The sequence below is a fragment of the Bradyrhizobium sp. USDA 3311 genome, assembly GCF_054062495.1.
Genome location: NZ_JBSSFI010000001.1, coordinates 5,256,602 through 5,269,508, shown reverse-complemented (window position 1 = coordinate 5,269,508; position 12,907 = coordinate 5,256,602). Strand labels below are relative to the sequence as shown.

13 protein-coding genes are annotated in these 12,907 nt (G+C 65.8%); 4 read left to right on the top strand and 9 right to left on the bottom strand.

Annotation, left to right across the window (positions count from 1 at the left end):
• Nucleotides 1-164: 164 nt before the first annotated feature.
• On the bottom strand, nucleotides 165-407 hold the full coding sequence (locus ACVWW6_RS25120; RefSeq protein WP_011088012.1) for a FliM/FliN family flagellar motor switch protein: 243 nt from the start codon (nucleotides 405-407) through the stop codon (nucleotides 165-167).
• Between the two features lie 67 nt (nucleotides 408-474).
• On the opposite strand from ACVWW6_RS25120, the gene lipB reads away from it, so the two are divergent.
• Both lipB and ACVWW6_RS25110 read left to right on the top strand, forming a co-directional pair.
• The gene (gene lipB, locus ACVWW6_RS25115; protein WP_171463778.1) at nucleotides 475-1,224 is read left to right on the top strand and encodes a lipoyl(octanoyl) transferase LipB; all 750 of its coding nucleotides are present in this window, start codon (nucleotides 475-477) and stop codon (nucleotides 1,222-1,224) included.
• 199 nt (nucleotides 1,225-1,423) lie between these two features.
• Nucleotides 1,424-2,137 (top strand): DNA helicase, encoded by a 714-nt coding sequence (locus tag ACVWW6_RS25110; protein WP_456681537.1) that lies wholly within the window; start codon nucleotides 1,424-1,426, stop codon nucleotides 2,135-2,137.
• 45 nt (nucleotides 2,138-2,182) lie between these two features.
• Here the strand turns inward: ACVWW6_RS25110 and ACVWW6_RS25105 are convergent, their stop codons facing one another.
• Nucleotides 2,183-2,605 carry a tautomerase family protein gene (locus tag ACVWW6_RS25105; protein ID WP_456681536.1) on the bottom strand — a complete coding sequence of 141 codons (423 nt, stop codon included), beginning with the start codon at nucleotides 2,603-2,605 and terminating at the stop codon, nucleotides 2,183-2,185.
• 113 nt (nucleotides 2,606-2,718) lie between these two features.
• On the opposite strand from ACVWW6_RS25105, the gene ACVWW6_RS25100 reads away from it, so the two are divergent.
• Entirely contained in the window at nucleotides 2,719-3,570 is an 852-nt protein-coding gene (locus tag ACVWW6_RS25100) for a LysR family transcriptional regulator (protein ID WP_456681535.1), read from the top strand.
• Between the two features lie 11 nt (nucleotides 3,571-3,581).
• Here ACVWW6_RS25100 and ACVWW6_RS25095 read toward each other — a convergent pair whose 3' ends face one another.
• Genes ACVWW6_RS25095 through ACVWW6_RS25085 form a run of 3 tightly spaced genes read right to left on the bottom strand, consistent with a single transcriptional unit; the run spans nucleotide 3,582 to nucleotide 6,254 of the window.
• Nucleotides 3,582-5,018 (bottom strand): TIGR01777 family oxidoreductase, encoded by a 1,437-nt coding sequence (locus tag ACVWW6_RS25095; protein WP_011088017.1) that lies wholly within the window; start codon nucleotides 5,016-5,018, stop codon nucleotides 3,582-3,584.
• Nucleotides 5,015-5,680: a DUF4166 domain-containing protein gene (locus ACVWW6_RS25090; RefSeq protein WP_011088018.1), complete on the bottom strand. Its 666-nt coding sequence runs from the start codon at nucleotides 5,678-5,680 to the stop codon at nucleotides 5,015-5,017. Before ACVWW6_RS25090 ends, ACVWW6_RS25095 begins: the two co-directional genes overlap by 4 nt.
• Before the next feature lie 16 nt (nucleotides 5,681-5,696).
• A complete protein-coding gene (locus tag ACVWW6_RS25085) occupies nucleotides 5,697-6,254 on the bottom strand; it encodes a GbsR/MarR family transcriptional regulator (protein ID WP_028171470.1) in 558 nt (185 codons plus the stop codon).
• A gap of 155 nt (nucleotides 6,255-6,409) precedes the next feature.
• Here ACVWW6_RS25085 and ACVWW6_RS25080 point away from each other — a divergent pair, with 155 nt between their 5' ends.
• Entirely contained in the window at nucleotides 6,410-7,930 is a 1,521-nt protein-coding gene (locus ACVWW6_RS25080; protein ID WP_028171469.1) for a PAS domain-containing sensor histidine kinase, read from the top strand.
• A 176-nt stretch (nucleotides 7,931-8,106) separates the two neighbouring features.
• Here ACVWW6_RS25080 and ACVWW6_RS25075 read toward each other — a convergent pair whose 3' ends face one another.
• The 4 genes from ACVWW6_RS25075 to ACVWW6_RS25060 all read right to left on the bottom strand — a co-directional run bounded on the left by ACVWW6_RS25075 (nucleotide 8,107) and on the right by ACVWW6_RS25060 (nucleotide 12,703).
• Nucleotides 8,107-8,406, bottom strand: coding sequence for an acylphosphatase (locus ACVWW6_RS25075; RefSeq protein ID WP_011088021.1), 300 nt, complete (start codon nucleotides 8,404-8,406; stop codon nucleotides 8,107-8,109).
• The gene (locus ACVWW6_RS25070) at nucleotides 8,403-9,269 is read right to left on the bottom strand and encodes an isocitrate lyase/PEP mutase family protein (protein ID WP_011088022.1); all 867 of its coding nucleotides are present in this window, start codon (nucleotides 9,267-9,269) and stop codon (nucleotides 8,403-8,405) included. Before ACVWW6_RS25070 ends, ACVWW6_RS25075 begins: the two co-directional genes overlap by 4 nt.
• 148 nt (nucleotides 9,270-9,417) lie before the next feature.
• Nucleotides 9,418-11,433 carry an acetyl-CoA carboxylase biotin carboxylase subunit gene (locus ACVWW6_RS25065; protein ID WP_182871917.1) on the bottom strand — a complete coding sequence of 672 codons (2,016 nt, stop codon included), beginning with the start codon at nucleotides 11,431-11,433 and terminating at the stop codon, nucleotides 9,418-9,420.
• 187 nt (nucleotides 11,434-11,620) lie between these two features.
• Nucleotides 11,621-12,703 (bottom strand): zinc-binding metallopeptidase family protein, encoded by a 1,083-nt coding sequence (locus tag ACVWW6_RS25060; RefSeq protein WP_456681534.1) that lies wholly within the window; start codon nucleotides 12,701-12,703, stop codon nucleotides 11,621-11,623.
• Nucleotides 12,704-12,907 lie beyond the last annotated feature (204 nt).

Sequence of the window (12,907 nt, the reverse complement as noted above, 5' to 3'; positions counted from 1 at the left end):
GCTTGAGGGCCGGCCGGATCAACGGCGCCGATCTAACAAATCCATCAGAGGGGTACAAGCCTGCAAAAGCCCAGAATTCCACAAGCTTGGCAGGAAAGTTCCGGCCCCTCCCCGCAGGATCGGCATTTACCGCATGCCCGGGCCGCTACGGCGTGCCCAGGCCGCTACCGCGTGCCCGGCGTGCGTGGCAGCATCTGCTTGACCTCGACCGCGATCCGGTTGCGGTCGACCAGCACGACGCCGGAGGCGACCGGCAGGTTGTTGGCCAAAACCTTGACCTCGTCGGCCTCGGTTGCGTCCAGCTCGATGATGGCGCCGCGGGAAAGACGTAATACCTGATGGATCGGCATGGTGGTCGTCCCGAGGACGACCATGAGATCCACGGTGACTTTATCGAGAGTGGGCACTGTCGGGACCGCCGCAACTTGAGACTGGCATTTGCGCCTGCAATCATCACCACGTTATGGTTAGCCAATGGTTAATTCGCCTCAAAACCCCCGCCAAGATCAGCGTCAAGACCTCGATCTGACGTCGTTTTCCGCCACAGGCGGCGAGCCCGTCGAGTGGCGGATTTCGGACGCGCCGGTGCCCTATCCGGAGGCTGTAGCCGCCATGGAGGCGCGGGTTGCCGCGATCGCGGCCGGCGAGGCCCCCGAGCTGGTCTGGCTGCTCGAACACCCCCCGCTCTACACCTCCGGCACCTCGGGCAAGGATTCGGACCTGCTCGATCCCCGATTCCCGACCTTCGCCACCGGGCGCGGCGGGCAGCTCACCTATCACGGGCCCGGCCAGCGGGTGGCCTACATCATGCTCGACCTCAAGCGCCGCCGGCCTGATGTCCGGGCCTATGTCGCGAGCCTGGAGGAGCTGATCCTGAAGACGCTCGCCGCCTACAACGTCCGCGGCGAACGGCGCGAGGACCGGGTCGGCGTCTGGGTGAAACGGCCTGACAAGGGATCGGAGCACGAGGACAAGATCGCCGCGATCGGCGTCCGGCTGAAGCGCTGGGTCTCGTTCCACGGCATCGCCATCAATGTCGAGCCGGAGCTGTCGCATTTCGCAGGGATCGTGCCCTGCGGCGTCGCCGATCCCCGCTACGGCGTCACCTCGCTGGTCGATCTCGGCCAGCTCGTGACGATGGCCGATGTCGATGTTGCGCTTCGGCAGGCGTTCGAAGAGCTGTTCGGACCGACCCGCGCGCTGGTGCCGGAAGCGGCCGCCTGACATTTTCCTGTTCGAGCCTGACCGCGCGAGTTCTCCGCTCGTAATGGAATCGGCTATGCTTGTTTCAGGTGCCGCCCACGCCTCCCCCCTCCGCCGGGAAAGCAGACCTCATGCCGGGCGAGTTGATCATCGGCCGACTGTTCGAGCGCCAGGCATAAGGAGGGGTTGCGATCCATGCTCGCAATGGGAGGTTTTGACGATGAGACTCTCTGCACCCATCTATCATCTGAAGCGCAAGGCGAAGCGCCTGTCCCGCGAGGAAGGCATTCCGCTCCACCACGCGCTTGACCGCATCGCCACAACGGAAGGGTTTTCCGCCTGGAGCATGCTTGCGGCAAAAGCCGCCGCGATGACGCCGGCCAATCGGCTGTTCCCGCAATTCCGGCCGGGTGACCTGGTGCTGGTCGGGGCGCGCCCCGGTCAGGGCAAGACGCTGATGAGCCTCGAACTTGCCGTGGAGGCGATGAAGTCGGGCCATCGCGCCGCGTTCTTCTCGCTCGAATACACCGGGAAGGATGTGCTGGATCGCCTTCGCGCGATCGGCGTCGATCCCGCGCAATTCGCTGACATGTTCGAGGTCGATTGCTCGGACGCGATCAGCGCCGATTACGTTGTCAAGCAGATGGCCGCAGCACCCCGCGGCACGGTCGTGGTGATCGACTATCTGCAACTGCTCGACCAGAGGCGAGAAAACCCTGATCTGACCGTTCAGGTGCGCGCGCTGAAATCGTTCGCGCGCGACAAGGGGCTGATCGTCGTCTTCATCTCGCAGATCGACCGGTCCTATGATCCCTCAGTCAAGCCGTGCCCCGACCTCGACGATGTCCGCCTGCCGAACCCGCTGGACCTGAAGCTGTTCGACAAGACGTGCTTCCTGAACAATTCCGAGGTTCAGTTCCGCGCGGCGAGCTGATGGCTTCAGGCCGCGGGTGAGATGGTTCACCCGCGGCCTGCAACATCATGCCGCCTTCAGCGCAACCTCGAGCTTGCCGGCGATGTAGCGCCGCTCCTGCGTCAGTCCGCCGAAGCCGTAGGCATCGCCCTTGACCTCGTCGACATGCAGATAGGTCTCGGGGTGCAGCGGGCCCAGGATCTCGGCCATGCGCTTGAACATCGCGGCCAGATAGGCCGCCTTCTCGTCCTTGGTGTTGGTGCCTTCGGTGACGTGGATGTCGATCCAGTAGCTTGCGAGCTTCTGCTCGGCGAGCGACCTGCCGCCGGCGAACCAGTCGCCGGCATCGACGGACTTCACGATGATGGCGGTCACCTTGGGATCCTTGTGCAGGATCTTTGCGGTGATTTCGGACACGGCGCCGGCGATGTCGGCCTTCAGCGAAGGCGATTGGCGCGAGGTGGTGTAAGACACGGTGATCAGGGGCATGGTCGTTCTCCTCAAGATGCCGCACTGGCGTTGCGCGGTGGTGATGAGAAGCTAGACCTCCCCGCGTCATTTTGGTATCTTATCTATATTGATACCAGTGATAACTAATCATAATGACAGCCACCCTCGACATCGCCACCATCAAGGCCTTCCTGCTGGTCGCCGACCTCCAGAGCTTTACCCGCGCCGCGGAAGCGCTCGGCACGACGCAGGCAGCGGTCAGCCTCAAGCTCCAGCGGCTGGAAACGCTGCTCGGCAAACGTCTCGTCGAGCGCTCGCCGCGCGCGGTACGGCTCACCGCCGACGGTGCCGCGTTCCTCGATCGCGCCCGTGCGCTGATGGAAGCGCATGACCGCGCATTGTCCGGCGAGGCCTCCGTCGCGCAGTCCCTCTCGCTCGGCATCTCCGACCACGCCGCCGGCCCTGAACTGGTGCCGCTGCTCGAACGCCTGCATGCGATGTCCTCAAACCTCACCCTCGCCGTCACCATCGGCTTCTCGCGCGAGATGCAGGACGCTTACGACACGGGCGAGCTGGATGCGGTGATCGTCCGCCAGGAAGGCAGCCGCCGCGGCGGCGAGAAGCTCGCCGAGGACGAGTTTTGCTGGTTCGCGTCACGACGCTTCACGCTGCCGAAGGGTGAGCCGCTGCCGCTCGCGACGCTCGCCCCGCCCTGCGGCGTTCGCGCCATTGCCGTGCGCGCGCTCGACAGGGCCGGCCTCGCCTGGCGCGAGCGCTTTGTCGGCGGCGGCGTCACGGCAGTGGTCGCGGCGGCGCTTGCCGGGCTTGCGATCGCACCACTGGCGCGGCGGATCGCGCCGGCCGGGCTCGTTGATATCGGACCGGCGCTCAAGCTGCCAAAGCTCGGGAGTTCGAAAGTCATGCTGCATTCGAAGGTCAGCGATCCCGCCAAGCTCGCAGCGCTGCGCGCGGTGGCGGCGACGTTCAAGAGCGTCGCCGCCTGACGTCCATCACCTCACAAGATCGCCTCGAACGCGCTGCGCAGCGTCTCGTGCCGGAACACAAAACCGCGGCTCAGCGCCTTGTTCGGCAGCACGCGCTGGCCACCGAGCAGAAGCTCGTCGGCAAAGCCGCCGCCGATCCGGCGCAGCAGGCCGCCGGGGATGCGGAACACCGCGGGCCGATGCAGGCGGCGGCCGAGCTCCTCGGTGAACTTTGCGTTGGTGACCGGGATCGGCGCGGTGGCGTTGACGGGCCCAGTGAGATCGGGCGTCGCGATCACATAGGCGATAAGCCGGATGAGATCGTCGCGCTCGATCCAGGACATCCACTGCCGCCCGGTGCCGAGCGGCCCGCCAAGGCCGAACTCGAACGGCGTCAGCATGCGCGTGATGAAGCCGCCTTCGGTGCCCAACACGAGGCCGATGCGCAAATAGACCACGCGCACGCCAAGCTCCTCCGCCGGCCGCGCCGCCTGCTCCCAGGCCGCGCACAGCTCGTGGCTGAAGCAGGCATGCGACTTCGCCGACTCCGTCAGCACTTGGTCGGCCCACAGGCCATACCAGCCGATCGCCGAGCCGCTGACGAGCACGTCGGGCTTGTGGTCGAGCCGCGCGATCAGTTTGACGACCTCGCCGGTCATGTCGATGCGAGACTTCAGGATCTCCGCGCGCTTGGCCCCGGTCCAAAGGCCGTTGCCGATCGGCTCGCCGGCGAGATTGACGATGGCGTCGATACGCATGTCCGAGGCGAGCTGATCGAGGCTGGTGATCAGCGTCACCGGCGGCGGCAGCAGCTCGGCCTTCGCCGGGTTGCGAATGAGCGCGATGACGTGATGCCCTGCCGCGCTGAGGCTCGCCGCGAGGCGGCTGCCGATGAAGCCGGTGGCACCTGTGATCAGCACGGTCTTGCGCCCGGGGAGCTTTTCGACGAGCCCGTACGCCGGCACGCTCGTCATGCGGCCGAGCCGGCGCACCGCCGCAAAATCCCTGATCCCGCAGAGCGCTGCGCCGACCGCACAGGCGGTCGCTGCGATGCTGAGCAGACCTTGATACACGACGGTCACGCCGAACGGCCGCATCGCCCAGTCGATCAGGACCGGCAGCAGCAGGACGAGAATGGCGCCGTAGTTGATCGCAAGCAGCGTGTGATTGATGCGCTCGCTCGGCGGCAATTTCCGGCTCAGATCCTCCTCGACGAAATCCATCAGCGTGATGACGACCTCGGCGACCAGCACCGCGACGATCGAGAGCGCCAGCAGGCCATGAACCTCGAGCCAGCCGAGCACGAGGAACAACAGCGCGTAGAGCATGTTGCGGACGCCGTGCAGCTTCAGCTCGAATCGCTGCGACGGACGCCAGGCCAGGCGCTCGGTGAATTCGTGGTGATAGAAGGTGTCGAACACGCCCATCGCGATCTGGACGGCGATGAGGATCCACAACAGCGGCGTCATGATACGGCCTCCCTGAAGGTGGCGGACTGGTGGATCAGCGCACCGTAACGCGGGTGACTGAGATCGAGGGTGAAGCGGAAGGCGCCCTCGCCGAGATCGCGATGCGTCACCGTGAGGTCGCCCGGCGTCAGCCATCGCGGCAACGGAATCCACAGGCTTCCGAGCTGGAGCCCGTAAGCGGCGCTGCGGAAGGTCAGCACCTGGTCCTCGACCGCGATGCGCAGCGCCATCGAGAGGCCGAAGCCGACATATTCCTCGAGCCCGGTCGGACCGGCGAAGCGCTTTGCGGAATGGATCACCTGCGGAAAGCCGCGCTTGCGCGCGCAGATGCGCGTCCAGGTCTGGCCGCCGCTGGCGCCGTCCTCGGTGACGGTGACGATCATCGGCACGCCGGTGTCGCGGCCGGTCGGCAATGGCCCGCCGATCAGGCGTACGAGCTGCGCGAGCCACCAGCCGATGTCGCTGAAAGCGACCTCGTCGACGACGCCGACATAAACGACGCTGTCGCCGTCAGCGACGCGCTTGGAAAAGCGCCGCCAGGTCGCGAGCGGCAGGCGGCCCCAATCCTCGTCCGACAGCAACGCACGGAAGCGGCGGTCGTCGAGCAATTTGGCGTGAGTGGGAAGAGATGCGCTGGAACCTGATAATCGAGCCGACGTCATCGCACCCTCCCCGACGCTATTTGACCTTGCCCAGCGGCAGCAGGTTGACGACCTTCTCGCCAAGCCGCATCAGGGCGACCAGCCGCGGCCGCGGCACCTTCAGCATCTGCATGAACCAGTGGTCGGCGAGCTCGGTGAAGGCGAGCATCTCCTTCAGCCGTTTGCTCGCGACCGGATTGATGGTCGGATCGTCGGCGGCATCGGACACGCAGGCCCGGAGCGCTACGATCGCTGGATCGAGCTCCCGCTCCTTGCGCCGCGCCGCGATCCGGGCCGCAACCTCCCAGATGTCGGTCTCGGCTTCGAAATGATCGCGGCGGTCGCCGAGGATCGGCACCCGCCGGATCAGGCTCCAGGCCAGCAGCTCCTTGATCGAGTTGGAGACGTTGGAGCGCGCCATGCCGAGCGTGTCGGCGATGTCCTCGGCGGTCATCGGCGCTTCCGCCAGATAGAGCAGTCCGTGGATCTGGCTGACCGAGCGGTTGACGCCCCATTCGTCGCCCATGTCGCCCCAATGCAGGATGAAGCGCTCGACGGCGGCAGGGAGTTTCTTCTTTCCGGTTGTTTCTGTCATAACAGAAATATCTGACGGATGAGATTGACTGTCAAGTGCTCCCCGACGGCCCGTCCCCCTGCATACCGTCCGCTGCATTTGCCTAAAAACTTCCCAGAGGCCAGGAACCAAACGACTTATTCAGCGTTTGCACGGGTCGAGGCAGGGTGTCCGAAATGGTTAGAAAGTCCAATCAGCAGAGAGACTTGTTCGAGAGCGAACGCAGTTTCCGGCTGTTGGTCGAAGGGGTTGCCGACTACGCCCTGTACATGCTCGATCCCAAGGGGATCATCACGAGCTGGAATATCGGTGGCGAGCGCATCAAGGGCTATTCGCCCCAGGAGATCGTCGGCCAGCATTTTTCGCGTTTCTACACCGAGACCGACCGGGCCAACGGCAAGCCCGCCCGCGCCCTCGGCATCGCCCGCGACAAGGGCCGCTACGAGGAGGAAGGCTGGCGCGTCCGCAAGGACGGTACCTTCTTCTGGGCGAGCGTCGTGATCGACCCGATCTACGAGGACGGCGAGCTCATCGGCTTCGCGAAGATCACGCGCGACATCACCGAGCGACGCAACACGGAGCTCAAGCTCGAGGCGATGCAGAAGCAGCTTGCCGAATCCCAGAAGTTCGACGCGCTCGGCCAGCTCACCGGCGGCGTCGCCCACGATTTCAACAATCTCCTGATGATCATCAGCGGCAGCCTTCACACCCTGAAGCGGGGCGCCGACGACGGTGCCAAGCTCCAGCGCGCGATCTCGGCGATCGAGACTGCGACCCGGCGCGGCGCCGCGCTGACCAACCAGCTCCTCACCTTCGCGCGGCGACAGAGCGTCAACCCGCAGGCGATCGATCTTGCCGAGCGCATCGGGGCGATCCGCGAGGTGCTCGAGGCCGGCGTCGGCAGCGCCGTGCGCCTCGCCTTCGACATCGCCCGCGAGGTCTGGCCGATCAGAACCGACGTCTCGGAGTTCGAGACCGCGCTGCTCAATCTCGTCATCAATGCCCGCGATGCGATGCCCGACGGCGGCACGGTGACGATCCGCGCCCGCAACGTCGTGCTGGACGAAGCTCCGCTCGCCGGCGAGTTCGTGGCGATCGACGTCGCCGACACCGGGCTCGGCATTCCCGCCGACGTCGTCGACAAGATTTTCGAGCCGTTCTTCACTACCAAGCCGATCGGCAAGGGCACCGGTCTCGGCCTGTCCCAGGTGCACGGCTTTGCGCACCAGGCCGACGGCACGGTGAAGGTCGCAAGCGAGCTCGGCAAGGGCACGACTTTCAGCATCCTGCTGCCGCGCGGACGGGATGTGCCGGCGCGGGAAACGGCGGAAGCGGTGCCGTTCCGCGGCGCCGGCACGGTGCTGCTGGTCGAGGACAATCCGGATGTCGCCATCGTCAGCATCGGTCTGCTGGAGCAGCTCGGCTACCGCGTTCGCCGCGTCCCCGACGCGGAATCCGCGCTGCGCGAGCTCGAGCAAAACGGCGTCGATTTCGTCTTTTCGGACATCGTGATGCCCGGCAAGATGGACGGCCTCACCCTCGCCCATCATCTGCGCCTGATCCGCCCCGGCCTGCCGATCCTGCTCGCCACCGGCTACAGCGAGGCCGCCGCCGACGTGCGCGGCGATTTCCCGATCCTGCGCAAGCCCTACGAGATCCACGAGCTGAGCGAAGCAATCGCGAAGCTGCCGAGGTGATCTTCACCTCTCCCCGCTTGCGGGGAGAGGTCGAATTCGATCGCAGATCGAATTCGGGTGAGGGGGTACAGGTCACTCGACGACCACTCGTGTTGAGAGAGGCTCCTCACCCCAACCCTCTCCCCGTAAGAACGGGGTGAGGGAGCACACCATCTGTGTGGAACGAGGTGTAGCTCTCAAACCGTCGGCAACACCGAGAACTTCTCCCCTGCCCTGCGCAGGTTCAGCTCATCCGCACCGGCCGTCTCGCTGGTGACACTGTCGACGCGCGAGGATGGCGGACCATGGCGGCATAGCGCGACCATGTCGGCGACGTGGTTCGGCGCGCCCGCGAACAACGCTTCGACGCTGCCGTCGCGGCGGTTGCGGACCCAGCCTTCGAGGCCGCTCGCGGTGGCCTGGTATTCGACCCAGGCACGATAGCCGACGCCCTGCACGCGGCCGCGGATCATGACCTGGAGGATCGCCCGGCTCATTTCTTGAATCCGAGCACATCGGCGCCGCGCGCCTTCGTCTCGGCCTCGCGCATGACACGGCTGGTCAATTCCGCGGACGCCAATCCCTTGAGCGCTTTGGGCGGCGCGCCTTCGCGCAGCGCCTTCAGCGTATCGTGGACGGCCTGCGTCGCGGCCGCGATCGGCGCATGGCCCTGGAGCGCGATGCGCACGCGCTGGCCGGCGAGATAATCGGGCGCATTCAATTCTTCCGGCGCGCCGCCGAGCACGATCGGCAGATGCGTCGCGGCTGCGACTGCTTCAAGCTCGGCACGCGACTTGATGCCGGTGAAGAACAGCGCATCCACGCCGGTCGCCTCGTACGCCTGCGCGCGGCGGATCGTATCGTCGAGCGAGGTGATCGCGGCAGCTCCAGTGCGGCCCATGATGACGAGCGTGGGATCGCTGCGGCCGCTGAGCGCCGCCTTCATCTTGCCGACGCCCTCCTCCAGCGAGATCAATTGCGTCTTCGCTTCACCGAAGGCGGCCGGCAGCAGCGTGTCCTCGATGGTGAGACCGGCCGCACCCGCCGTCTCCAGCTCCTGCACGGTGCGGCGCACGTTGAGCGCATTGCCATAGCCGTGATCGGCATCGACCAGCACCGGCAGCGCGGACGCGCGCGACATCCGCCGCATCTGCTCGGCGAGCTCGGTGAGCGTGATCAGCGTGATATCGGGGTCGCCGAGCACGGCGAGCGAGGCCACCGAACCGCCGAACATGCCGAGCGGAAAGCCGAGATCCTCGGCGATGCGGATCGAGATGGCGTCGTAGACCGAGCCGGGATGGATGCAGCCCGGACCCGACAGGATCGATCGCAGTTTTTCGCGGCGGGAACGAAAGGCCATGGTCGCCTCACTCTCAATTCCTCATCCTGAGGAGCGCGCTCTTGCGCGCGTCTCGAAGGATGAAGGCCCGGCTGGTGGCCTCGCCCTTCGAGACGCCGCGCAAGCGCGGCTCCTCAGGGTGAGGGTCGACTGTTGTGCTCCGGAGTGCTTACGCAAACTCCAAAATCAGTGCGTCCACCGCGAGCGTCGCACCGGCGCTGGCGTGGATCTTCTTCACGGTGCCGTCCTGCTCGGCGCGGAGCACGTTCTGCATCTTCATGGCTTCGACCACCGCGAGCGTCTCGCCGGCCTTGACCTCCTGCCCTTCCGTCACCGCGATCGAGACGATGAGCCCGGGCATCGGGCAGAGCAGCTTCTTGCCGGTGTCGGAGGCCGTATTCACAGGCATCAGCCGCGCCGAGGCGGCCTCCGCCTCGGTCCAGACATAGACCGGCACCTCGACGCCCTGATGCGCGAGGCGGATGCCGTTGGCGATCGGCCGGGCCTGCACCGCGACGAAATGGCCGTCGATGGTGCCCTGCCAGACCGGATCGCCCGGCTTCCACGGCGACTGCAACAGATGCACGTGGCCGGCCTTGCCCTCGGCATCGACGAAGCGCACCGCGATCGCCTCGCCCTCGCGACCGACCTCGAGCGAAATCTCCTGGCGGTCGAGCCAGACCGCGCGGCGGCGCTCACGCTGCACGACGCGGCCACCAAGCTGACCGGAAATCTGACGCTTGCGTTCACCCAGCACGTGGTCGATGGCGGCGCCGACCGCGGCGATCCGCCGGGCGACCTCGCCTTCGGGCACGCGCACCGCAAAGCCCTTGGGGAATTCCTCGGCGATGAAGCCGGTCGAGAGCCGGCCCTCGCGCCAGCGCGGATGATGCATCAGCGCCGACAGGAACGGGATGTTGTGACGGATGCCGTCGACATAGAACGAGTCCAGCGCGGTCGCCTGTGCCTCGATCGCGGCCGCGCGCGACGGCGCGTGGGTGACGAGCTTGGCGATCATCGGATCGTAATGGATCGAGATCTCGCCGCCCTCCTGCACGCCGGTGTCGTTGCGGATGGTGATGCCGTCCTGGCTCGCTTCCGCCGGCGGACGATACTTCACCAGGCGCCCGATCGAGGGCAGGAAGTTGCGGAACGGGTCTTCGGCGTAGAGGCGGGATTCCACGGCCCACCCGGTCAGCGTGACGTCCTTCTGCGCAAGGCCGAGCTTCTCGCCTGCGGCGACGCGGATCATCTGCTCGACGAGGTCGATGCCGGTGACGAGCTCGGTGACGGGATGCTCGACCTGGAGGCGCGTGTTCATCTCCAGGAAGTAGAAGCTCTTGTCCTGGCCTGCGACGAACTCGACGGTGCCGGCGGAATCATAGTTCACGGCCTTGGCCAGCGCGACCGCCTGCTCGCCCATCTTGCGGCGGGTGGCCTCGTCGAGCAGCGGCGACGGCGCCTCCTCGATGACCTTCTGGTTGCGGCGCTGGATCGAGCATTCGCGCTCGCCGAGATAGATGACGTTGCCGTGCTTGTCGCCCAGCACCTGGATCTCGATGTGGCGGGGATCGACGATGAACTTCTCGACGAAGACGCGGTCGTCGCCGAACGAGGCCTTGGCCTCGGCCTTGGCGAGGTTGAAGCCTTCGGCGACCTCGCTCTTCGAATGCGCGATGCGCATGCCCTTGCCGCCGCCGCCGGCGGAGGCCTTGATCATCACGGGGTAGCCGATCTCGTCGGCGATGCGGACCGCGTGCTTGTCGTCCTCGATGACGCCGAGATGGCCCGGCACGGTCGAGACCTTGGCCTTCGCGGCGGCCTTCTTGGATTCGATCTTGTCGCCCATCGCGGCGATCGCGCCCGGGTTCGGGCCGATGAAGACGAGGCCGGCCGCCTCCAGCGCGCGCGGAAACGCCTCGCGCTCGGACAGGAAGCCGTAGCCGGGATGCACGGCCTGTGCGCCCGTCTTGCGGCAGGCCTCCACGATCTTCTCGATCACCAGATAGCTCTCGGCCGCAGCCGGCGGGCCGATCAGCACGGCCTCGTCGGCCATCTCGACATGGAGGGCATCGCGGTCGGCCTCGGAATAGACCGCGACCGTTTCAATTCCCATCCGGCGGGCAGTCTTGATGACCCGGCAGGCGATTTCGCCGCGATTGGCGATCAGGATGCGTTTGAACATGCTTTTCTTGAGTCTCGACCTTGGGCGGGACCCTTCCCCGACCGTTGGGGCCTCTGGGATGGGCCGTGTGACCCCCGTGGTACATTAAAATAGGCCGGAGGCAACGGTCTAAATCCGGCCCCTCTGGTGTACCAGCGCAAGACCGAAACGGGCTTGGGCAACGGGCTTGGCGCGCCCCGGGATGGGCCTACGGCTTCCCGGCCCTGGCCGCGTCCCGCAACAGGGCGTGAGTGAAGTCGAGTTTGGCGACCACCGCCTGCGACAGGATGAACGGATAGAGGTCGCGCATGCCCATGGCGCGGTTGACGCTGTTCATGGCGAAGGTGAAGGGCAGCCATGCGTCGACCAGCGTCTGGACGCCACGTGCCTCGTAGGGGTTGAACCGGAGCCGCGTCGACAACTCTCCGTCACGATCGACCCGCGGCCGCACCTCCATACCGAACTCGGAGGCCATCTCCAGGGTGTCGACGATGTGGAGGTAGTGCGCCCAGGTTTCGGCGAAATCCTCCCAGGGGTGTGTCGTGGCGTAGGCCGAGACATAGCTCTGCTGCCAGTCCGGCGGCGCGCCTTCGGCATAATGGCGCTGCAAGGCCTGGCCGTAATCGGCCGAATCGTCGCCGAAGACGGCGCGGCATGCGTCGAGCTTGCCACCCTCGCGGACCAGCACGTCCCAGAAATAGTGTCCGACCTCGTGACGGAAATGCCCGAGCAGCGTCCGGTAGGGCTCGCCCATCTCCAGCCTGCGCCGCTCGCGCTCGATGCCGTCGGTTTCAGTGAGCGCGATCGTGATCAGACCGTTGTCATGGCCGGTCATGATCCTCTGTCCGCTGTTCGGATCGTCGGCGAGGAAGTTGAAGATCAGGCCGCGCTCGGGATTGTCCTGCCGGTTCTGGAGCGGCAGCTTCCAGCGGATCAGGGAATAGAACAGCCGGTGTTTCGCCACCTCCAGCTCGCGCCAGCCGGCGAGCTGAGCCGGATCGGAGAGATCAGGCACCATGCCGTTGTGGCGGCAGGCGCGACAATATCCGTTGGTATCGCCCGGATCCGTCAGCCAGTTGCAGGCATCGTACTCGGCATTGCGGCACAGCATCCGTCCCCTGCCCTTGTCGGCCAGCGTCGTCCAGGACACCGCCTGAGCCTCGCCGTCCGGCTCGAGCGCCGACATCGTCTCCCTCTCCGGGAGGAAGGCGACGCGGTGACCGCAACGTCCACAGGCGCGGTTCTCGAAATAGAGGACGTTGCCGCAGGACTGGCAGACAAAGAGCTTCAAGATTTAGCCTCTTCGAAAACGGAGTTTTATGAATGAGCGTTATGGCGACCTCGCAAAGACGCGTCCGCAGACGCATCGTTCCAATCTTCGGAACAAATAGCCAGCCCCGCCGTTAGCTGACCGGACTTTTCCGCGTTCAGGCTGGCCGCGGGCCTTTCCGACAATCTATCCCCTTTGAGCAATGGCTATCACGCTTTGTCTGTG

Bases quoted from the DNA above. Each gene is read 5' to 3' on its own strand.
- lipB (WP_171463778.1), top strand. From the start codon at position 475: ATGGTTAATTCGCCTCAAAACCCCCGCCAAGATCAGCGTCAAGACCTC.
- ACVWW6_RS25110 (WP_456681537.1), top strand. From the start codon at position 1,424: ATGAGACTCTCTGCACCCATCTATCATCTGAAGCGCAAGGCGAAGCGC.
- ACVWW6_RS25105 (WP_456681536.1), bottom strand. From the start codon at position 2,605: ATGCCCCTGATCACCGTGTCTTACACCACCTCGCGCCAATCGCCTTCG.
- ACVWW6_RS25100 (WP_456681535.1), top strand. From the start codon at position 2,719: ATGACAGCCACCCTCGACATCGCCACCATCAAGGCCTTCCTGCTGGTC.
- ACVWW6_RS25095 (WP_011088017.1), bottom strand. From the start codon at position 5,018: ATGACGCCGCTGTTGTGGATCCTCATCGCCGTCCAGATCGCGATGGGC.
- ACVWW6_RS25090 (WP_011088018.1), bottom strand. From the start codon at position 5,680: ATGACGTCGGCTCGATTATCAGGTTCCAGCGCATCTCTTCCCACTCAC.
- ACVWW6_RS25085 (WP_028171470.1), bottom strand. From the start codon at position 6,254: ATGACAGAAACAACCGGAAAGAAGAAACTCCCTGCCGCCGTCGAGCGC.
- ACVWW6_RS25080 (WP_028171469.1), top strand. From the start codon at position 6,410: ATGGTTAGAAAGTCCAATCAGCAGAGAGACTTGTTCGAGAGCGAACGC.
- ACVWW6_RS25075 (WP_011088021.1), bottom strand. From the start codon at position 8,406: ATGAGCCGGGCGATCCTCCAGGTCATGATCCGCGGCCGCGTGCAGGGC.
- ACVWW6_RS25070 (WP_011088022.1), bottom strand. From the start codon at position 9,269: ATGGCCTTTCGTTCCCGCCGCGAAAAACTGCGATCGATCCTGTCGGGT.
- ACVWW6_RS25065 (WP_182871917.1), bottom strand. From the start codon at position 11,433: ATGTTCAAACGCATCCTGATCGCCAATCGCGGCGAAATCGCCTGCCGG.